Raw genomic sequence first — 19082 nt, 5'->3', positions numbered from 1 at the left:
CGGCCCCCTTTTTCATTTGCGCGGCAAACGGCTCTTGGCCTTACAGCCGCTCTTTGCTAGGCGCGGCTGGACATAAACCAAACTTGGCAGACCCCATGCAGCGCGACCCTATCCTTGTTGTTGACCGCGACACCGGCGAGACATTTGAAGAGGCCGTGCTGGGCGAAAGGTGGATCCGCTGGGCCTATCAGAACGCCAGCGCCCGGCCGGTGGAAAAGCTGCTGTTCCGCTCCAGCCTGATCAGCCGGCTGTTTGGCGCTTGGTTCAGCTCGCGGTTCTCCAAAGGCAAGATCAGCGCCGTGATTGACGAATTGTCGATCAACATGGATGAGGCAACCGCGCCTGCAGAGAGCTACGGCTGTTTCAACGATTTCTTCGTGCGCCGCCTGAAGCCCGAAGCGCGGCCCTTCAGCGATGATCCGCAGGACATTGTTTCCCCCGCTGACGGGCGGGTGCTGGTGTTCCCGGAACTGGCCGAGGACACATTTGTGCCTGTCAAAGGCCACCCGATGTCAGTCCGCACCATGCTGCCTGGTATTGCCGACCGCTTCATCGGCGGCGCGCTGGCCATCGTGCGGCTGTGCCCGGCGGATTACCACCGCTACCACTTCCCCGCCGCAGGCCACATCACCGGGGCACAGGACATCGCCGGCGCGCTGCATTCGGTGAACCCGATTGCGCTGGGGGCCGGGCCGGATGTTTTTGGCGAAAACAAGCGCTCCTGGACCCTGATCGAGACGGAAACGCTGGGCACCTATTGTTTTGTCGAGGTCGGCGCCTTTGGCGTGGGCAGCATCGTCAACACCCGTACATCAGGCGCAGTGCAGAAGATGGACGAAAAGGGCTACTTCAAATTCGGCGGCTCCACAGTGGTGGTGGTGTTTGAACCCGGCAAGGTCCGTTTCTCGGACGATCTGGCGGCAAACAGCGCCAAAGGGCGGGAGACGCTGGTGAAGGTCGGCCAGCCCTTTGCCACTGCGGTTAACGCTTAGGCGGAATCGAATAGGTCATGCTGGCGCGCGCCACCGGCTCTGCCAGCCCTTCGGAATACATCAGCACATCGGCCACCGCCAGAACCCGGCCCAGTTTCAGCAGCCGCGCCTCGGCGATGATATCCGCGCCAGCGACCGGCTTGCGCATGAAATCCAGCGAACAATTGGTGGTCACCGCCAGCGCCTCGCGCCCCAGCCGCGACAGGATCAGCGCATAGATCGCGCAATCGGCCAGCGCAAACATTGACGGTCCCGACACCGTGCCGCCAGGCCGCAGATGCCGCTCAGCCGTCAGCAGCCGCATCCGCAGGCCGCTATCATCCATCGCATCAATGGCAAAATCGTCTTTCACCTGCGGAAAAATCTCATGCAGGTAATCCGTCAGACCTGCGACATCAAATGCCAGCGCCATGCTTTCCCTTTCCCCTGTCCCTGCATAGAGTTGCCCTGAGATTTGCGAGGAGGGCAAGATGACAATTCTGAAACGTCACGACACGGGCGCAATTGCCCGGCTGACAATGGACACGCCGGAAAAACTGAACGCCCTGTCGGACGAGATGCTGGCCGCACTGCAGGCGCAGATTGATACGTTGCGCGAAGACAGCCGTATCAAGGTGGTGATCCTCTCCGGCACCGGCAAAGGGTTCTGTGCGGGCCATGACATCAAGCAGATGACCGCAGGCCGCGCCGCGGAGGACGGCGGCAAGGCCTATTTCCAGGACCTGTTTGCCCGCTGTACCAGCGTGATGACCGGATTGCAGTCCCTGCCCCAGCCCGTCATTGCCCAGGTGCATGGCATCGCCACGGCAGCGGGCTGCCAACTGGTGGCCTCCTGCGATCTGGCGGTGGCGGCGGAAGACACCAAATTCGGCGTCAACGGGGTGAACATCGGGTTGTTTTGCTCGACCCCGATGGTGGCGCTGTCGCGCAATATCCCCCGCAAACAGGCGTTTGAGCTGCTGACCACCGGTGAATTCATCAACGCCGCCCGCGCGGTGGATCTGGGCCTGGCCAACCGTGCCGTGCCGCTGGAGAAGCTGGAGGCGGAAACCACCCGGCTGGCCGAAACCATTGCCTCGAAACTCGGCTCTGCCGTGAAGATCGGCAAACAGGCGTTTTACGAGCAACTGCAAATGCCGCTGGATCAGGCCTATGCCTACACCAGCGGGGTGATTGTCGAGAATCTGATGTACCGCGACACCATCGAAGGCATGGCGGCATTTATCGAAAAACGCGCGCCCGACTGGCAGGAAAGCTGATCCCGCCGGATGAATTTACGGGAATTCCGGCCTGGCCTCCGGAATTCTCCGAAAATTTTAGGCTTTGTTTACCAATCCGCACATATTGTTTCCATAAGACGCCGATCAACCGCCTTTCAATTCGGGCGGAAAGATGGCAAAGATTGGGCGCGGTCGCTGATTGATCACTGACCGGCACAATTTGGGCTGCTGCTGCGGAAGGGTCCCTCCAACCGGTTCTCTCTCACCGGTGTACCATTCCCGCAGCGGCGGCCCCAAATTTCCCTCTCTCCCGGACAGATCACACGGACTTGGCAAGCCCCGTGTAAATTGTGGCGGCACTGCGGCCCCGATTGGACCACCAAGCCTGTTGCGCAACCCCTTCCCCTGCCCTATGTGGCGGGCATGACAGATCATTCGGCACAGACATTGCATATCGTGGGCGGCGGCATGGCCGGGTCCGAGGCGGCCTGGCAAGCGGCGAACATGGGCGTATTCGTGGTGATCCACGAAATGCGCCCCAAGGTGGAGACATTCGCCCATCAGACCGGCAACCTGGGCGAGATGGTCTGCTCCAACTCCTTCCGGTCGGATGATGACGAACAGAACGCCGTGGGCCTGCTGCACTGGGAAATGCGCGCCGCAGGCGGGCTGATCATGACCACTGCCGATGAACACCGCCTGCCTGCCGGCGGCGCCCTGGCGGTAGACCGCGATCCGTTTGCCGAAAGCGTGACAGCCAAGCTGAAGGCGCATCCGAATGTTACCGTTTCTTATGAGGAAATCACAGAACTGCCGACCGATGGCCACTGGATCTTTGCCACCGGCCCGCTGACCTCGCCGGAACTGGGCCAGGCCATTCAGGCCGAAACCGGGGCTGAGGCGCTGGCCTTCTTCGATGCCATCGCGCCGATTGTCTATGCGGAAAGCATCGACATGTCGCAGGCCTGGATGCAGTCGCGTTACGATAAGGGCGAGACTGAAGAAGAACGCACTGCTTACCTCAACTGCCCGATGGATAAGGACCAGTACGAGGCCTTCATCGACGCGCTGCTGGCTGCCGACAAGACCGAGTTTCACGCAGGCGAGACCGCAGGCTATTTCGACGGCTGCCTGCCGATCGAAGTAATGGCCGAACGGGGCCGTGAAACCCTGCGCCACGGTCCGATGAAGCCGGTCGGCCTGACCAACCCGCATCAGCCTGACGTCAAAGCGCATGCCGTGGTGCAGCTGCGCCGAGACAATGCGCTGGGAACACTGTTCAACATCGTCGGCTTCCAGACCAAGATGAAATACGGCGCCCAGGCGCAGGTCTTCAAGATGATCCCGGGGCTGGAGAACGCCAGTTTCGCCCGCCTTGGCGGCATCCACCGCAATACGTTTCTGAACGCGCCCACGCTGCTGGATGCACAGATGCGGCTGAAATCGAAACCCAACATCCGCTTTGCCGGCCAGATCACCGGGGTCGAGGGCTATGTGGAAAGCGCTGCCATGGGCCTGCTGGCAGGCCGGCTGGCTGCTGCCGAGATCCTCGGCCAAGAGTTGCCGGATGTGCCGCAGGACAGCGCCATGGGCGCGATGATCCACCACATCACCGGCGGCGCCGAGGCCAAGACCTTTCAGCCTATGAACGTGAACTTCGGCCTGTTCCGTCCGGTTGACGGCCTCAAAGGCGGCCGCCGCGGCCGCAAGGACCGCTACAAGGCCTATACCGACCGCGCCAAAGACGCCTGGCAGGATTGGCTGAAAAACTTTTCCTAGACGCGCAGCGCAGCCGGCGCCTAAGCTTGCTGCATGAGCGAAAAGTTTCTGGACAAGGCCTACGACCTTGAAACACCGGAAGCGACCCTGGAGCACTATAACCAATGGGCCGCTTCTTATGACGCTGAAATTGCCGAGAACGGTTACGCCACACCGGGGCGGATTGCCGAAGCCTTGGCAAAATTCCAACCGGACATGAGTGTGCCCGTACTCGACTTCGGCTGCGGCACCGGCCTTTCAGGCCTGGCGCTGCGACTGCAGGGGTTTGAAACCGTCGACGGCATGGAACCCTCTGACGAAATGCTCGCCCAGGCCCGCAGCAAAGGCGCCTATCGCACAGTGACGCAGATCGATGTCGCGGACAGCAAACCGATCGCGCAAGGCGCCTACCGCCTGATCACCGGCTGCGGCGTTCTGGGCACCGGTGCGGCACCGCCTGCGGTGTTCGACATGATCCTGCACGCGCTGCCGCGCGGCGGGCTGTTTGCTTTTTCCTACAATGACCACGCGCTGGAGGACCGGGCCTATACCGGCAAGCTCAATGAATGGCTGGACTGTTCGGCCGCCCGGCTGCTATTCCGGGAACATGGCGATCACCTCCCCGGAATCGGCCTGAAGTCCACCGTCTATGTGATTGAGAAAGCGTGACATTCACCACCCGATTTGCGCCTTCCCCAACCGGTCCGCTGCACCTGGGCCACGCCTATTCCGCGCTGCTGGCGCATGATATGGCTGTGGCGGAAGGCGGCACCTTCCTGCTGCGCATCGAAGACATCGACCAGTCCCGCGCCCGCCCGGCCTGGGAGGCGCAGATCTATGAGGACCTGCACTGGCTCGGCCTCAGCTGGCCGCAGCCGGTGATGCGCCAGTCAGACCGGCTGCCCCGCTACCGCGCTGCGCTGGACCAGCTGACGGCACTGGGGCTCACCTACCCTTGCCGCTGCAACCGCACCGACATCGAGGCCGCGGCCGGCGCGCCCCAGGAAGGCGTGCCGCAGTTCGGCCCGGACGGGCGCATCTACCCCGGCACCTGCCGCAACCGCCCGGCCAGCGAGGCGTCTGACCGCGACGTGATCCGCCTCAACATGGAAAAGGCCGTCCGGGCCGGGGATCTGCGCAGCTTCACTGAGACCGGGCCGCAGTTCGAAGGCAAACACCAGCTGGATCCTGAACAGCTGATCCCAACTGTCGGCGACATCATCCTGGTGCGCCGCAGCATGGGCAGTTCCTACCACCTATCGGTGGTCGTGGATGACGCCGACCAAGGCATTACCCACGCCGTGCGCGGCGCCGATCTATTTGAGGCCACCCAAATCCATGTGCTGCTGCAAAGCCTGCTGGACCTGCCGACGCCGGTCTACCACCACCACCGCCTGATCCGCGACGAGAATGGCAAACGCCTCGCTAAACGCGACGACGCCCGCGCCATTGCCAAATACCGCACCGAGGGCGCCACCCCGCAGGACATCCGCGAAATGGTGGGGCTACCGCTTCTTTCTGGTTGAAAATACTCCCGCCGGAGGCACGGCCCGCCAGGGCCGCCCCCCCAGGCGCCCCTCACCCCATCGGCTTCATCAGCTCAACCTCGTCGCCACCGCGCAACGCAGTATAAAAACAGGTCCGCCGGTTGGTATGGCAGGCCGCCCCGGTCTGGCGCACCAGCGCCAGCAGGCAATCGCGGTCGCAATCTATCCGCAGATCCACCAGCTCCTGCACATGGCCGGATGTTTCCCCCTTCACCCAGAACGACTGGCGCGAGCGCGACCAGTAGGTGACATTGCGGGTCTCAAGCGTGCGGGCCACTGCGTCAGAATTCATCCAGGCCATCATCAGCACTTCGCCCGAGGCCTCGTCCTGGGCAATGCAGGGGATCAGCCCGGCGTCATTGTAGACCAGGCTGGCGGGATCAAAGGGCGCGGCTATAGACATGGGCAAAAACCTTTTGCATCTGCTGTTCGGCTCCCTATGTATGGGGAAGAACCAAGCAGGGAAAGCCCGGGAAAGACATGGCTGGCGAAAGTGATCTGATCAAACTGTACTCCACCCGTATTCTGGCGCTGGCGGCGGATATCCCGCATCTCGACAGGCTCGAATCTCCCAGCGCCACAGTCAAGAAGCGCTCGCCGCTCTGCGGCTCTGCCGTGACCGTCGACATTTCTGTGGAAAACGGGCGGATCGCGGATTTTGGCCAAGACGTAAAGGCTTGTGCGCTGGGACAGGCCTCGGCGGCGGTGGTGGGAGCTCATGTCATCGGCCGCTCGCTGGAAGAGGTCGAGACCGCCCGCGACCAGCTGAAAGCCATGCTGACCCAGAACGGCCGGGTGCCGGACGCGCCTTTTGACGGGCTGGAAGTGCTGCAGCCTGCGCGCGAGTTCAAGAACCGCCACGCCTCGATCATGCTGGCGCTGGAGGCAACGCTGGAAGCCATGCAAACAGCCGCCAAGGAACACTGCGCCTGACGCGGCAGTTGGCAGCCCTGCACAGGTAGTCCGAAATACAGCAACGCGGCCTGCACCTGTGCAAAGTGCATGCCGCTGTGTGATCACTCTTCCCTCAAATGAAAAAACCGCCGCGCATCCGGGCAGGATGGCGGCGGCAGTCATGCTCTGCTGTGCGGGACCCGGGCAGGCCAGGCTGGATATTGAGGCAATCCAATTGGGGATCGGGACAGGCGGTTGATCCCTCGGGCAGTCCGGGACAGGAAAGGGCCGGCCCGGCACAGCAGATGCAATCAGGAATGGGAAAAGCGGATCAGAGCAGCCCAGGAAGATGCAACGCCGCCACCAGCATCACCATTAGCGAGGCCGCTCCGATGGCGTCCTCCAGCAAGGTCGAATGGGCGTTCTGCATGGTGTTTTTGATCTGTGCAATCATGGCTCGGGCCTCCTCCGGTCGGTCTCTTCGCTCTTTGGCAAGTTTGTTGCCTCTTTGTTCTCATTTTTAAGAACACCTGTAAAGAACTTTTTGAGAACATTTGCGAACAGATTGGAACACCGCCAGAGAACACGCTTTGAAACGCGTATTAACCTACTGTAATCAAACGGATTGCTTGATCCTGTTTCATCAGCCACAGAAGAACACGCGCAGCCTTGCCGCGGTCGCTCTCCAGCTTGGGATCGGCGGCCAGCAGCGCCCGCGCGTCGCTTTGCGCCACCGCCATCAGCCCGGCCTGACGTTCCAGATCGGCAATACGGAACCGCGGCAGGCCGGATTGCGCGGTGCCGATCATATCGCCCGCTCCGCGCATCTGCAGGTCGGTTTCCGAAATGCGGAAGCCGTCCTCGGTTTCGCGCAGAACCTCCAGCCGCTTGCGTCCGCCCTCGGTCAGCGGCGGCTGATACATCAATAGGCAGGTTGACTGCGCACTGCCGCGTCCCACCCGGCCGCGCAACTGGTGCAGCTGCGCCAAGCCGAAAATCTCTGCCCGCTCAATCACCATGATCGAAGCATTGGGCACGTTCACCCCCACCTCAATCACCGTGGTGGCCACCAGAACCTTGGTCGTGCCCTCCTGAAACGCTGCCATGGCTGCATCTTTGTCCGCAGGCGGCATCTGGCCATGCACCAGGCCAACAGTGCCCTCCCCCAGAATGGCGCGCAGGTGCTTGAACCGCTCCTCTGCCGCGGTCAGGTCGCTCAGCTCTGACTCATCGACCAGCGGGCAAACCCAGTAACACTGGCGCCCTTCTGAGATCGCCTTGCGCAGATGGTCCACCACCTCCTGCATCCGCTCGGTGCTGATCACGGCGGTCTTGACCGGCTTGCGCCCCGGCGGTTTCTCGTCCAGCACCGAAACATCCATGTCGCCATACTGCGCCAGCGCCAGCGAACGCGGGATCGGCGTCGCGGTCATCACCAGGACATCCGCGCCCTTGCCCTTTTCCGCCAACTCCATCCGCTGCCGCACCCCGAAGCGGTGCTGTTCGTCGACAATGGCCAGCCGCAGATCACGGAACTCCACATCCTGCTGGAACACCGCGTGGGTGCCGACCAGGATGTGAATGTCACCGCGTTTCAGCGCCGCCAGCTTGGCCTTGCGCTCCGCCCCTTTGTCGCGCCCGGTAAGGATCTCAATCACTACACTTGCGTCCTCGGCCAGTGGAGCAAGCCCTTCCATATGCTGCTGTGCCAGAATACCCGTAGGGGCCATCATCACCCCCTGCCCGCCTGCTTCAACAGCGACCAGCAAAGACATGAAAGCAACCAAAGTTTTGCCTGACCCGACATCCCCCTGCAAAAGCCGGTTCATCCGTTTGTCCGTCGCCATATCCGCCGAAATTTCCGCGATTGCACGGGTCTGGGCGACGGTCGGCCGGTAAGGCAGCGCCTTCAGCACGCGGGATTGCAAACGGCCATTGGCATGGCTTTCAATGCCGCGCAACTTCCGTTCGGTCTGGCGGGCCAGCGCCAGGGTCAGCTGATGGGAAAACAGCTCATCATAAGCCAGCCGCGCCCGCGCCGGCGCCTGCGGGTCCAAGTCATCAGGCCCCTGCGGTGCATGGGCCGCTTGCAGCGCGTCATGCCAAGCAGGCCAAGTTTCCTTCAGCAGCTGCGCCGGATCGATCCATTCCGCCAGCTCCGGCATCCGTGACAACGCGCTTTGCGCCGCCTTGAACATGGTCTTTTGGGTAACCCCGTGGGTCAGGCTGTAGACCGGCTCATACTCCGGGATCTCATGTGCCTCTTCCACCGGCAACATGTGGTCCGGGTGGACCATCTGGGCCAGCCCGTCAAACAGCTCCAGCTTGCCCGAAACCACACGGCGCGCGCCCTCCGGCAGCTGAGCCTCCAGATAGCGGCTGCGGCCATGGAAGAACACCAGCTGAAATTCGCTCTCCGAATCTTCCACATGAATCCGGTAGGCGCCGCCCCGGTTGCGGGCGGGGCGATGACTGCCGATGGTCACTTCAACCGTCAGCGTTGCGGGCAAGTCGACCCCGCGGATGGTCTCGCGCCGCCGCCGGTCCACTACCGAATACGGTAGCGAAAACAACAAGTCACGCGGCGTTTCTATCTCAACCTGGGTGAGAGACTGCGCAGTCTTCGGGCCAACCCCTTGCAAGGTCTCGGCACCGGCGAACAGCGGAAACAGGATCTCAGGACGTCCGCTCATGCCTCTGCAATCAGCTCCAGCCAGCCGTCTTCATCCATTGTTCTGATGCCCAGCTCTGCCGCCTTCTTGGCTTTTGACCCGGCCCCGGGCCCGGCCACAAGTATGTCGGTCTTTTTGGACACCGAGCCGGACACCTTGGCCCCCAAAGCTTCGGCCCGCGCCTTGGCTTCGGCGCGGGTCATCTTTTCCAGAGTGCCGGTGAAGACCACGGTCTTGCCCGCCACCGGGCTGTCTGCTGCCGGTGCATCCGGCGGGACGACGGTCAGTTTGGCCATCAGCCGGTCAAAGGCCGCCCGTTCTTCGGGATTCGCAAAGGCGTCTGACAGGGACAGGCCCAGCACTGCGCCAATCCCATCGACGCCGATAAGATCCGCCCAAGCAGAGGCGGCTTCGGCAGGAACATCGCACCTGGAAATGGCTGTATCGCGGGCGTCCTTGATGCGCGCGCGGCGACCGTCCTGAGCGGCAGCCCGGCGTTCCGCGTCCTCAGCCTCATCCGCCGCCCGGTGCGCCAGCGCCGCGGGCCGCGCGGCGTCAACCGCCTCTGCCATCGCGTGCCAGTCCCGGTAATGCAACGCCAGATCCCGGCCGGCAACTTCACCCGCGTGGCGGATGCCCAGGGCAAAGATCAGTTTGGCCATCGGGATGGTGCGTTTTTCAGCAATCGCAGTAAACAGGTTATCCGCAGATTTTTCGCCCCACCCTTCCCGGTTCTTCAATTGCTGCAGGCCAGAGCCATAGTTTTCTTGCAAATCAAAGATATCCGCGGGTTCTTTCACCCATCCATCTGAATGAAACTGCTCCACCTGTTTGGCGCCCAGACCCTCAATGTCAAAGGCCGCGCGGGACACAAAATGCTTCAGCTTTTCCACCGCCTGCGCAGGGCAGATCAGGCCGCCGGAACAGCGCCGCACGGCATCGCCTTCCTCGCGCACAGCCGGGCTGGAGCATTCCGGGCAAGTCTGCGGGAACGCGTAGGGTTCAGCATCTTCAGGCCGCTTGGACATATCCACATCAGCCACTTTCGGAATAACATCGCCGGCCCGGTAAATCTGCACCCAGTCGCCGATGCGGATGTCTTTGCCCGCCCGGATCTTCTCGCCCTTGGAATCGCGGCCCTGAATGTAATCCTCGTTGTGCAGCGTCGCATTCGACACCACCACGCCGCCTACGGTCACAGGAGTGAGCCGGGCAACCGGACTCAGCGCACCTGTACGGCCGACCTGTATGTCGATTGCCTCCAGCCGGGTCCAAGCGAGTTCTGCCGGAAACTTATGCGCAATCGCCCAGCGGGGCGTGGTCGAGCGGAACCCGAGCCGCCCCTGCAGCGCCAGCTCGTTGACCTTGTAAACCACGCCATCGATGTCGTAGCCCAGTGTCGCGCGCTGTTCTTCGATGCTGCGGTAATGCGTGATCATCTCATCCACCGACACGCAAAGCCGGGTCAGCGGGTTGGTCTGAAAGCCCAAGGATTGCAGCCGTGCGATGGCTTGCATCTGCGTTTCTGCTAGGGGTGCACTCAACTCTCCCCAGCTGTAGGCAAAGAATCGCAAAGGGCGGGCACGGGTGATTTCCGCATCCAGCTGCCGCAGGGATCCGGCCGCAGCGTTGCGCGGATTGGCAAAGATTTTGCCGCCGCGCTCAGCGTGCCGGCTGTTCAGCGCCTCGAAATCCGCGTGGCTCATGTAAACTTCGCCGCGCACTTCCAGCACCTCCGGCGCGCCGTCCAGGTGCTGCGGGATGTCGCTGATGGTCAATGCATTGGCAGTCACGTTCTCCCCGACACTGCCATCACCACGGGTTGCGGCCTGCACCAGCTTGCCCAGCTCATAGCGCAGCGACAGCGACAGCCCATCGATTTTGGGTTCTGCGGTAAAGGAAAGCGCGGCGTCACGCTCCAGACCAAGGTACTTGCGGATGCTGCGGTCGAAATCGCTGACATCTTCGTCGGCAAAGGCGTTGCCGAGTGACAGCATGCGCACGGAATGGGAAATCTTGCCGAACCCAGAGGCAACCGGAGCCCCCACCGTATCAAGCTGAGTGGCATCTGCCGCTAGATCCGGATATGCCTCTGCCAGCGCACGGTACCGCCGTTTCAGCGAATCATATTCCGCATCGCTGATTTCTGGCGCGTCGGCCTGATGGTAGGCCAAATCCGCCGCACGAAGCTGTTCTTCCAGTCCGAAAAACTCGGCCTGCGCTTCTTCAGCCGACAGGTTGGCCACGTCTTGTTCTGTTTTCTCTGCCACGCGCGGTCCCTCTTCGTTCTCCCTTTTGGTGATAAGCTGCCGCGCTGGCCGCGTCCAGCGCATCTGACAGCCCGCGCGCTGCAGGCCTCAAAAAGCAAAAAGACCCGCCAACCGGCAGGTCCTTGCAACCGGCGGCACATGATCATGTGCCGACCGGGTGATCGTCCTTTCAGGCGCCGACAGCCATCCGCTGGCCGCCCGACATGTGGTCTTCCTGCGGATCACGCAGCACATAGCCGCGGCCCCAGACTGTTTCGATGTAATTCTCGCCGCCTGTTGCATTGCTGAGCTTCTTACGCAACTTGCAGATGAAAACATCAATGATCTTCAGTTCCGGCTCATCCATGCCGCCATAAAGATGGTTCAGGAACATTTCCTTGGTCAGCGTGGTGCCCTTGCGCAACGACAGAAGCTCCAGCATCTGGTATTCCTTGCCGGTCAGATGCACCGCCTTGCCATCGGTCTCAACCGTTTTGGCATCCAGGTTGACCGCAATCTTGCCGGTCTTGATGATAGACTGCGAATGCCCCTTGGAACGGCGGATGATCGCATGGATCCGCGCCACCAGTTCCTCGCGGTGGAACGGCTTGGTCAGATAGTCATCCGCACCAAAGCCGAAGCCCTTGATCTTATTGTCGGTATCATCGGCGCCGGACAAGATCAGAATGGGCGTTTCAATACGGGACATGCGCAGCTGGCGCAGTACCTCATGGCCGTTCATATCGGGCAGCCCCAGATCCAGCAGGATCAGGTCGTAGTCGTAAAGTTTGGCCAGATCGATCCCTTCTTCCCCCAAATCCGTCGAATAGACGTTCAGGTTGGCATGGGTCAGCATCAGTTCGATGCTTTTGGCCGTGGTCGGATCATCCTCAACCAGCAGAATGCGCATATTATTTTCTCCGCCTGTACACTGTTTCCCTCAGGTCGCGTTAACCTTGGTGGAAAAAAGTTAATGCCTCGTTACCATGATGGTTAATTTACAAATGCAACTCAAGGGCGGGCTTGGTTATTTTGCGTCAGGGCTGCGGAATTTCTTGAGACGCGTGGTTTTCAGGGCCTCTTCGCCATGGTCTGCAACCGCTGCAACCCAGCTTCGGAACTCTTCCTCGCTCAGCCCGTACCGTTGCATGGCCTCCTTCTGAGGCAGCAGCCCGTACAGAACACCACGCACCACCGCGGCCTTGCGAGAGGCAACCCAGCGCCTGGTGGTTTTCGGCGGCAGGTCCGCCCGGGTCATGATGGTGCCATCCGGCAGGGTGACGGCGCGCGGCCCGTCCACTTTCTTCAAAAACATATTTCTTCCCTCGAAGATCTTGTTCGTTGAGGTCTGACACCAGAATTTCCGATCAGGCTTAACGGCGTGTGAACCACGGCCCTTGAGAGTCTGTAGGATTTTCCTATATTCTGCGGCGCCTGCCCCCTTGCCTTCAGGAGCTGCCCCATGGCGCTGGACCACGACTCAAAACTAAACTCGCTCGGCTTTGCCAAACCGCCCTCGGAAACCCGGGTGGTGGTGGCTATGTCGGGCGGCGTCGACAGCTCTGTTGTTGCTGCATACTTGGCCGATCAGGGCTATGACGTGGTCGGCGTGACCCTGCAGCTCTATGATCACGGCGCGGCGCTGGCCAAGAAAGGCGCCTGCTGCGCCGGCATCGATATCCACGACGCACGGCGCGTGGCCGAGGAACGCGGCTTCCCGCATTACGTCCTGGATTATGAGAACATTTTTAAGGATGCGGTGATTGACGAGTTCGCTGACAGCTATCTGGCCGGTGCAACGCCGGTGCCCTGCATCCGCTGCAATGAGCGGGTGAAGTTCAAGGACCTGCTGGAGACGGCCAAGGATCTGGAGGCCGACTGCATGGCCACCGGCCATTACATCCAGCGCGTGATGGGGGCAAACGGGCCGGAGCTGCACAGCGCCGAGGATGCAAACCGCGACCAGAGCTATTTCCTGTTTTCCACCACTCCGGAGCAGCTGGACTACCTGCGCTTCCCGCTGGGGCATCTGCCCTCCAAAGACGCAACCCGCGAGATGGCGGCGCAATACGGGCTGGCGGTAGCGGACAAGCCCGACAGCCAGGACATCTGCTTTGTGCCGGACGGGAACTACGCCGGGGTGATCGAAAAGCTGCGCCCGGGTGCCGCTGAACCGGGTGACATCGTTCATTCCGACGGCCGGGTGCTGGGCCGTCATGACGGGGTCCTGCACTATACCATCGGCCAGCGGCGCGGCCTTGGCATCGGCGGCCTCAGCGAACCGCTGTATGTGGTCCGGCTTGACGTGGACAAGAAGCAGGTTGTCGTCGGCCCCAAGGAGCTGCTGGCCACCCGCACCATCCCGGTGCGCGAAATCAACTGGCTTGGGGATGACCCCTTCACCTCTCGCGAGGAATGGCACGTGAAGGTCAAGGTCCGGTCCACCCGCCCGCCTCGGGAGGCGATCATCCGGCCGCTGACGGACACAACCGCCAAGGTGGAATTGCTGACACCGGAAGAAGGCGTCTCCCCTGGCCAGGCCTGTGTGTTCTATGCCAGCGAAAGCAGCCGCATCTTCGGCGGCGGCTGGATCTGGCGCGGCTACTGAGGCGCCGGATCCTCAACCCCGGGTCAAGGGAGGCGAAGCCTCCGCGCGGCACGCGCGGCTTGCCCTTGGCGCGGCATATCAAATTCAGATGGAAACAGCGCCTGAGGGCAGATCTGCCCTCAGGCGCTTCTCAGCAAGACTCTAACTGCCAGATCATCTTGCCCAGCCTGCCATGTTCTGCGCAGGCCTCGCGGTTCGCCCCGCGCGGGCGCAGCGCGCCCGCGCCACCGGAAACGGCGCGCCGGAGGCTCTGCATCCGATGCGCGCCCGTTCTAGTTTCCGGGCAGCCGGCCGAGAACGGCCCGCGCGGCCCGCAGGCCTGGCTCATCAACACCTTGCCCAAGCCGCTGCATGGTCAGCTCCATCGCCTCCAGCTGATCACCGGCATTTACTGCCAGAGCCGCCAGACGGCCGGCAATGTTCGCCGGCGTGCAATCCGGTCCCAGGCATTCCGGCACCACGCGGCTATCGCTCACCAGGTTGACCAGCGTCACCGTGTCGATCAGTGCCATGCGTTTCATGATCTGCCAGGTCAGCCACTGGAACTTATAGGCGATCACCATCGGCGTGCGGGCTGCGGCCAGCTCCAAAGACACGGTTCCGGAGGCGGCCAGCGCCAGGCTGGCAGAGGCAAAGGCAGCGCGTTTGAAGGATTTGGCACGGTCCGGCTTGTAACGGTTCGGATCGATCATGACGGTTCCCTTCGGCCAATCCAGCAGCGCCTCTTGCACCAAACCAGCGACGGGTGCGGCGGCGGGAACCACGATCCGGTAGTCCGGGTGCTTGACACTGAACTGCATCAGCGCCTGGCCGAACTCCGGGGCCAGACGCGACACTTCCGACCGGCGCGAACCTGGCAGCGCCAGCACGTATGGCGCATCACCCAAGCCGAAATCGCTGCGGAATGCGTCAATCTCCGCCTCCGTCGCTTGCCGCTCCGCCACCACCGGGTGGCCCACAAAGTCGCAGTCCATGCCCGCCGCTTCCATATAGGGCGGCTCAAACGGCAGCAGCGCCAGAACGTGGTCGATGACCTCAGCCATTTTCTCCGCCCGCTTGGGCCGCCAGGCCCAAACCGAAGGTGCAACGTAATGCACGGTGCGGATGCTGCTATGCGCCTTGACCAGCCGTGCGACACGCAAGGAGAAATCAGGGCTGTCGATGGTGATCAAAACGTCCGGCCTGGTCTCCAGAACGGCATCTGCCGTTTCCCGGATCCGGCGCTTCAGGTGGCGGTATTTGGGCAGCACTTCCGCCAGCCCCATCACCGACAGCTCCTCCATGGGAAAGCGGGAAACCAGCCCCTGCTCTGCCATTAGCGCATCGCCGATACCATCGAACTGGATCCCGGGTTCCAGCTGTTTCAGCCCTGCCATCAGCGCGCCGCCCAGCCGGTCGCCCGAAGGCTCACCGGCCAGGATAAAGACCCGCAGGCTCATGCCTCGCGCAGCCAGAGAAACAGGCCCAGCCGGTCACAAGCCGCGATTACGGCTTCCTTGTCCAGCACAATGACGCCGCCGGCCTCCAGCACGATGCCGGAGAGCCCCGCCTTGGCCGCGGCCTCAACCGTTTCGACCCCGATGGTGGGCAGATCGGCCCGCCGGTCCTGCGCCGGCTTTGGTGCCTTGAACAGCAAACCGCCCTGCCCGTCCGGGCGCCGCAGCAGCGAGGCCAGCATCCAGTCGGTGCCAAAAATGTTTTCAACTGCGATCGCCTGCCGCTTGCGCACCGCGCAGGACTGGCCGATGTCGGCCGCACACATTGCCGCTACGATCTCAGCGCCCCGCGCAGCATCCGCCTTGTCCAGCTCGCCCGGCTGAACCTTGGTCGGCACGCCTTCGGACATCAGCAAATCCGGTGCCACTTCATGCGCGGCACGCACTGTGAACCCGGCCTGTTCGAAAATGCCGATAATGGCCCGCAAAGCCCCGTCATCGCCAGCAGCCAGCGCCGCCTGCAGCACCGGAATCAGCGGCATCGTGGCGGCATCAATGGCCGAAGGGTCGATGCTGGGGCGGCGCACCGCGCCCGCCATGCAGATCTCGGTGACCTCGGCAGCTTTCAGGCGCTCCAGAAAGGACCCCAGCTGTTCGAACCGGAAGGTGACTTCCGCGTCCACGGCATCGGGCTCGGACCCTGCCATGGCGCAAACCAACGGCCTGCCCGCGACACGGGACAGCACTTCAGCCGGCAGCCTGCCGGTACCTGCAATAACAGCCAGCATAACGTCAGCCCCCCGGTGTCAGGAAAGAACGGTCGCTGCCGCCGGTGATAAAGGCGACAATCCGCTGCACGTATTCACTGTCAGCCTCATCCCCCAGCCGCTTGGCACGCTCCTGAAAGGTGCCCTCGCCCTGGGCCAGCATCTGAAAAGCGGCGCGCAATGCGGTTATGTCGCTGCGGGCGACACCGCGGCGTTTGAGGCCCACGAGGTTCAATCCGTCCAGCTCGCCCCGCTGCGCCTGCACCAGGCCGTAGGGGATCACATCATTGGTCACCATGGTCACCGCGCCGATGATGGCGCCGCGGCCGATGCGTACCCACTGGTGAATGCCCGACAATCCGCCGATGATCACATCATCCTCCAGCACGCAATGGCCCGCCACCGCCGCGGAGTTCACCACAATCACCCGGTCGCCGACCTGGGCGTCATGGGCGATGTGGCAACCTGCCATGAACAGGCCGTCGTCGCCGATACGGGTCACCCCGCCGCCGCCGTCAGTACCGGCATTCACCGTCACATGTTCGCGGATGCGGTTGCGCTTGCCGATCACGGTCTTGCACTTCTCGCCCTTGAACTTCAGGTCCTGCGGGATCTCGCCCAGCACCGAAAAAGAGAAGACAACGGTTTCGTCGCCGATCTCGGTGTCGCCTGTGACCACCACATGGGATTTCAGAACAACCCGGTCCCCCAGCACTGCATCAGGCCCAACCAGGCAGAACGGACCGATCTCGCAGTCCTCGCCGATTTTGGCACCGTCTTCAATAATGGCGCTGGGGTGGATGCTGCTCATATCAGGCGCCCTCCACCTGACGGTCGACCATCGCGGTGAATTCGGCTTCTGCGGCCACTTCGCCGTCCACCGTGGCGCGCCCCAGGAACTTGAAGATCTTGCCGCCCGGTTTGCCGCGCAGCGTCTCCACATGCATTTCCAGAACATCGCCGGGCACCACCTTGCGGCGGAATTTGCATTTGTCGATATTCATGAAATAGATCAGCAGATCGGTATCGACCATGTCCATGCCAACACCCAGCATCACACCCGCGGTCTGCGCCATCGCCTCAACGATGGTGACACCCGGCATGATCGGCGTGCCCGGGAAATGACCCTGGAAATGCGGCTCGTTCATGGTGACATTCTTGATGCCGCGGGCCGATTTGTAGCTGTCGATATCAACCACCTTGTCGACCAGCAGGAACGGATAGCGGTGCGGCAGAATCCGCTGGATCAGTTGAATGTCAGCATTTTGCAGCTCGGTGGTCATGCGTGGTTTCCCATTATCGTCAATTATGCTGCGCCGTCCCTAGCAAGCAGAGGGCACTTGGGCAAGTTCGCACGCTCAGCGCTCACTCTCCTCATCAGTTGCGCCATCACCAAGAACTTCGTCTATCCGGCCGATTGCCAGGCTGGTGATATCGGCGGCATTGGCGCTCAGAAAGACCGAAGCATGGTCCAGAATCGCCCCTGCGCCGGTCTCCCGCATGATCTGCTGCAGCACCGGCAGTGAAGCGGCGATGAATTCCCGCCGGGCATCCTCGCCCATCTGGTTGATTTCACGAAGCTTCTGGTCCTGGTGGCGCCGGGTTTCCTGCACCTTCTGATCAAACGCGTCAGCCAGGGCGCGGAAGGCGTCCGGCGCCATGTCGCTGCGGCGTTCGGTCAGCTCCAGTTCCTCGGCGCGCAGTTCAGCCTCGATGCGCCGGTTTTCCGCGGTCAGCACCGCGCCCTCGGCTTCGATCTCGCGCTCCACCCGTTTGCCAAAGGCGCTTTCGGAAAACAGCCGGTCAGGCTGGATGGTGAGGATGCCGCTTTGCGGCAGTCCCAGCTGAAACTCCGCGCCCGCATTGGGGGCCGGGGAAACCGGCTCCTGAGCAAGCGCTGGCACCGACCCGGACCCGGACAGCGCTATGGCAACTCCAAGCGCTGCCCAAAAACTGGGCGCAGTCCGCCGCACCAGATCAGAACCGCGCCTGCAAGGTCAGGTCGAAACTCTGTTCCTGGTCAAAGTCCTCTTTCTGGAGGGCCTTGGAGAAATTGAAGCGCAGCGGGCCAATGCCGGTGGTCCACAGCAGGGAAACGCCAACGACGTGGCGGAACGATCTGCTGGAACCGACGACGCCGTTTCCGCTGCTGGTGGCACCAGTAGTATCTACGTTCTGTGTACCCCAAAGGCTGCCAACATCATAGAACAGGGCGCCGCGCATCCCCAATTCTTCGGGCAGGCCCAGCGGGAATTCCGCATCAAAGCGGGCAACGGCATAGTAGTTGCCGCCCAGGAAGTCGTTGTAGTTACCAGTCCCGCCTGCCACCGCAGACTGATCCCGCGGACCAATCCCGCCGGGTTCGAACCCGCGCATAACCGACGGCGTCAGAACGAACCGGTCGATCGAGCGGCTGGAACCGCTGCCTTCCCATTGAAACGCACCAGCCTCCAAGGTCGCACGGATCGTGACTTCCTCGTTCAGAATTTGCTTTTGCGCCACAATCTTCGTTGTGGTCTTAAAGTATTCGGAATCGCCGCCCAGCCCAGCATAGTCCGCACCGATTTCCACCAGGAACCCGGCAGTCGGATCCAGGCCCGTCAAACGGCTGTCATAGCGGTAAGTAAATCCAATGGCACTGGCCGAACGCTCACCCTGCGCGATTTCATTTCTGATTACTGGACTCGCCAGGAAAGAGGTCGTGTCGTCATCCTCGCTATCGCTGAACAGCATCTCGTCCGCATCCCACGTGTAGCGGACCTGCAGCGAGGTATCCTCGCCAGTGTTGAAGGTCAGTGCAGGCTGGAAGAAGATCCGTTTGGTGCGGTATTCCGAGAAACTGGAGTCGGTTTCATTCAGACCCAGGTCCAGATCAAACCTAAGATCCCGCCCCAAGAGGTAAGGTTCGGTAAAGCCCAGCACATAGGAATCCGATTCCG

At 62.0% G+C, this 19082-nt stretch carries 20 protein-coding genes; 7 read left to right on the top strand and 13 right to left on the bottom strand.

The features are described 5' to 3' along the window. The first annotated feature begins 95 nt into the window (after nucleotides 1-95). The gene (asd, locus tag A2I95_RS21605) at nucleotides 96-992 is read left to right on the top strand and encodes an archaetidylserine decarboxylase (RefSeq protein WP_291733164.1); all 897 of its coding nucleotides are present in this window, start codon (nucleotides 96-98) and stop codon (nucleotides 990-992) included. Here asd and A2I95_RS21600 read toward each other — a convergent pair. Beyond that, nucleotides 982-1404, bottom strand: coding sequence for a PaaI family thioesterase (locus tag A2I95_RS21600; RefSeq protein ID WP_291733162.1), 423 nt, complete (start codon nucleotides 1402-1404; stop codon nucleotides 982-984). The genes asd and A2I95_RS21600 overlap by 11 nt on opposite strands. Nucleotides 1405-1462: 58 nt before the next feature. Here A2I95_RS21600 and A2I95_RS21595 point away from each other — a divergent pair, with 58 nt between their 5' ends. The 4 genes from A2I95_RS21595 to gluQRS all read left to right on the top strand — a co-directional run bounded on the left by A2I95_RS21595 (nucleotide 1463) and on the right by gluQRS (nucleotide 5496). Beyond that, nucleotides 1463-2251, top strand: coding sequence for an enoyl-CoA hydratase (locus tag A2I95_RS21595; RefSeq protein WP_291733160.1), 789 nt, complete (start codon nucleotides 1463-1465; stop codon nucleotides 2249-2251). Nucleotides 2252-2635: 384 nt separating this feature from the next. After that, the gene (gene trmFO / locus A2I95_RS21590) at nucleotides 2636-3991 is read left to right on the top strand and encodes a methylenetetrahydrofolate--tRNA-(uracil(54)-C(5))-methyltransferase (FADH(2)-oxidizing) TrmFO (protein WP_291733158.1); all 1356 of its coding nucleotides are present in this window, start codon (nucleotides 2636-2638) and stop codon (nucleotides 3989-3991) included. A 33-nt stretch (nucleotides 3992-4024) separates the two neighbouring features. After that, entirely contained in the window at nucleotides 4025-4639 is a 615-nt protein-coding gene (locus A2I95_RS21585) for a methyltransferase domain-containing protein (protein WP_291733156.1), read from the top strand. Beyond that, nucleotides 4636-5496, top strand: a complete 861-nt coding sequence (gene gluQRS / locus A2I95_RS21580; protein ID WP_291733154.1) for a tRNA glutamyl-Q(34) synthetase GluQRS — start codon at nucleotides 4636-4638, stop codon at nucleotides 5494-5496. Before A2I95_RS21585 ends, gluQRS begins: the two co-directional genes overlap by 4 nt. Nucleotides 5497-5548: 52 nt before the next feature. On the opposite strand, the gene hisI is transcribed toward gluQRS, so the two are convergent. Further along, nucleotides 5549-5920 (bottom strand): phosphoribosyl-AMP cyclohydrolase, encoded by a 372-nt coding sequence (gene hisI, locus A2I95_RS21575; RefSeq protein WP_291733152.1) that lies wholly within the window; start codon nucleotides 5918-5920, stop codon nucleotides 5549-5551. Nucleotides 5921-5997: 77 nt separating this feature from the next. Here hisI and A2I95_RS21570 point away from each other — a divergent pair, with 77 nt between their 5' ends. Continuing rightward, the gene (locus A2I95_RS21570) at nucleotides 5998-6450 is read left to right on the top strand and encodes an iron-sulfur cluster assembly scaffold protein (protein ID WP_291733150.1); all 453 of its coding nucleotides are present in this window, start codon (nucleotides 5998-6000) and stop codon (nucleotides 6448-6450) included. A 292-nt stretch (nucleotides 6451-6742) separates the two neighbouring features. On the opposite strand, the gene A2I95_RS21565 is transcribed toward A2I95_RS21570, so the two are convergent. The 5 genes from A2I95_RS21565 to A2I95_RS21545 all read right to left on the bottom strand — a co-directional run bounded on the left by A2I95_RS21565 (nucleotide 6743) and on the right by A2I95_RS21545 (nucleotide 12647). After that, nucleotides 6743-6865, bottom strand: coding sequence for a hypothetical protein (locus A2I95_RS21565; RefSeq protein WP_291733148.1), 123 nt, complete (start codon nucleotides 6863-6865; stop codon nucleotides 6743-6745). A 148-nt stretch (nucleotides 6866-7013) separates the two neighbouring features. Then, entirely contained in the window at nucleotides 7014-9104 is a 2091-nt protein-coding gene (gene recG, locus A2I95_RS21560; protein WP_291733146.1) for an ATP-dependent DNA helicase RecG, read from the bottom strand. Next, nucleotides 9101-11320, bottom strand: coding sequence for an NAD-dependent DNA ligase LigA (gene ligA / locus A2I95_RS21555; RefSeq protein WP_291733191.1), 2220 nt, complete (start codon nucleotides 11318-11320; stop codon nucleotides 9101-9103). The genes recG and ligA overlap by 4 nt, the downstream gene beginning before the upstream one ends. A gap of 202 nt (nucleotides 11321-11522) precedes the next feature. After that, nucleotides 11523-12242, bottom strand: coding sequence for a response regulator transcription factor CtrA (gene ctrA, locus A2I95_RS21550; protein WP_291733143.1), 720 nt, complete (start codon nucleotides 12240-12242; stop codon nucleotides 11523-11525). A gap of 117 nt (nucleotides 12243-12359) precedes the next feature. Next, nucleotides 12360-12647 carry a DUF1153 domain-containing protein gene (locus A2I95_RS21545; RefSeq protein ID WP_291733141.1) on the bottom strand — a complete coding sequence of 96 codons (288 nt, stop codon included), beginning with the start codon at nucleotides 12645-12647 and terminating at the stop codon, nucleotides 12360-12362. Nucleotides 12648-12794: 147 nt separating this feature from the next. Here A2I95_RS21545 and mnmA point away from each other — a divergent pair, with 147 nt between their 5' ends. After that, the gene (gene mnmA, locus A2I95_RS21540) at nucleotides 12795-13940 is read left to right on the top strand and encodes a tRNA 2-thiouridine(34) synthase MnmA (protein ID WP_291733139.1); all 1146 of its coding nucleotides are present in this window, start codon (nucleotides 12795-12797) and stop codon (nucleotides 13938-13940) included. A 272-nt stretch (nucleotides 13941-14212) separates the two neighbouring features. On the opposite strand, the gene lpxB is transcribed toward mnmA, so the two are convergent. From lpxB to A2I95_RS21510, 6 genes are all read right to left on the bottom strand, one after another. Further along, on the bottom strand, nucleotides 14213-15379 hold the full coding sequence (lpxB, locus tag A2I95_RS21535) for a lipid-A-disaccharide synthase (protein WP_291733137.1): 1167 nt from the start codon (nucleotides 15377-15379) through the stop codon (nucleotides 14213-14215). Beyond that, nucleotides 15376-16164, bottom strand: coding sequence for an LpxI family protein (locus tag A2I95_RS21530; RefSeq protein WP_291733134.1), 789 nt, complete (start codon nucleotides 16162-16164; stop codon nucleotides 15376-15378). Before A2I95_RS21530 ends, lpxB begins: the two co-directional genes overlap by 4 nt. Nucleotides 16165-16168: 4 nt before the next feature. Beyond that, nucleotides 16169-16954 carry an acyl-ACP--UDP-N-acetylglucosamine O-acyltransferase gene (gene lpxA / locus A2I95_RS21525; RefSeq protein ID WP_027258789.1) on the bottom strand — a complete coding sequence of 262 codons (786 nt, stop codon included), beginning with the start codon at nucleotides 16952-16954 and terminating at the stop codon, nucleotides 16169-16171. A 1-nt stretch (nucleotide 16955) separates the two neighbouring features. Next, nucleotides 16956-17426, bottom strand: coding sequence for a 3-hydroxyacyl-ACP dehydratase FabZ (fabZ, locus tag A2I95_RS21520; RefSeq protein ID WP_129370710.1), 471 nt, complete (start codon nucleotides 17424-17426; stop codon nucleotides 16956-16958). A 75-nt stretch (nucleotides 17427-17501) separates the two neighbouring features. After that, nucleotides 17502-18047: an OmpH family outer membrane protein gene (locus A2I95_RS21515; protein ID WP_291733131.1), complete on the bottom strand. Its 546-nt coding sequence runs from the start codon at nucleotides 18045-18047 to the stop codon at nucleotides 17502-17504. A gap of 73 nt (nucleotides 18048-18120) precedes the next feature. Further along, a partial coding sequence (locus A2I95_RS21510; protein ID WP_291733129.1) for a BamA/TamA family outer membrane protein occupies nucleotides 18121-19082 on the bottom strand: 962 nt, incomplete at its 5' end.

Source organism: Leisingera sp. F5, from assembly GCF_001593695.1.
This window is presented reverse-complemented; position numbering and strand designations above follow the sequence as displayed.

What these genes read in the sequence shown, in the direction of transcription:
- asd (WP_291733164.1), top strand. Translation starts at nt 96, where the DNA reads ATGCAGCGCGACCCTATCCTTGTTGTTGACCGCGACACCGGCGAGACA.
- A2I95_RS21600 (WP_291733162.1), bottom strand. Translation starts at nt 1,404, where the DNA reads ATGGCGCTGGCATTTGATGTCGCAGGTCTGACGGATTACCTGCATGAG.
- A2I95_RS21595 (WP_291733160.1), top strand. Translation starts at nt 1,463, where the DNA reads ATGACAATTCTGAAACGTCACGACACGGGCGCAATTGCCCGGCTGACA.
- trmFO (WP_291733158.1), top strand. Translation starts at nt 2,636, where the DNA reads ATGACAGATCATTCGGCACAGACATTGCATATCGTGGGCGGCGGCATG.
- A2I95_RS21585 (WP_291733156.1), top strand. Translation starts at nt 4,025, where the DNA reads ATGAGCGAAAAGTTTCTGGACAAGGCCTACGACCTTGAAACACCGGAA.
- hisI (WP_291733152.1), bottom strand. Translation starts at nt 5,920, where the DNA reads ATGTCTATAGCCGCGCCCTTTGATCCCGCCAGCCTGGTCTACAATGAC.
- A2I95_RS21570 (WP_291733150.1), top strand. Translation starts at nt 5,998, where the DNA reads ATGGCTGGCGAAAGTGATCTGATCAAACTGTACTCCACCCGTATTCTG.
- A2I95_RS21565 (WP_291733148.1), bottom strand. Translation starts at nt 6,865, where the DNA reads ATGATTGCACAGATCAAAAACACCATGCAGAACGCCCATTCGACCTTG.
- recG (WP_291733146.1), bottom strand. Translation starts at nt 9,104, where the DNA reads ATGAGCGGACGTCCTGAGATCCTGTTTCCGCTGTTCGCCGGTGCCGAG.
- ctrA (WP_291733143.1), bottom strand. Translation starts at nt 12,242, where the DNA reads ATGCGCATTCTGCTGGTTGAGGATGATCCGACCACGGCCAAAAGCATC.
- A2I95_RS21545 (WP_291733141.1), bottom strand. Translation starts at nt 12,647, where the DNA reads ATGTTTTTGAAGAAAGTGGACGGGCCGCGCGCCGTCACCCTGCCGGAT.
- mnmA (WP_291733139.1), top strand. Translation starts at nt 12,795, where the DNA reads ATGGCGCTGGACCACGACTCAAAACTAAACTCGCTCGGCTTTGCCAAA.
- lpxB (WP_291733137.1), bottom strand. Translation starts at nt 15,379, where the DNA reads ATGAGCCTGCGGGTCTTTATCCTGGCCGGTGAGCCTTCGGGCGACCGG.
- A2I95_RS21530 (WP_291733134.1), bottom strand. Translation starts at nt 16,164, where the DNA reads ATGCTGGCTGTTATTGCAGGTACCGGCAGGCTGCCGGCTGAAGTGCTG.
- lpxA (WP_027258789.1), bottom strand. Translation starts at nt 16,954, where the DNA reads ATGAGCAGCATCCACCCCAGCGCCATTATTGAAGACGGTGCCAAAATC.
- fabZ (WP_129370710.1), bottom strand. Translation starts at nt 17,426, where the DNA reads ATGACCACCGAGCTGCAAAATGCTGACATTCAACTGATCCAGCGGATT.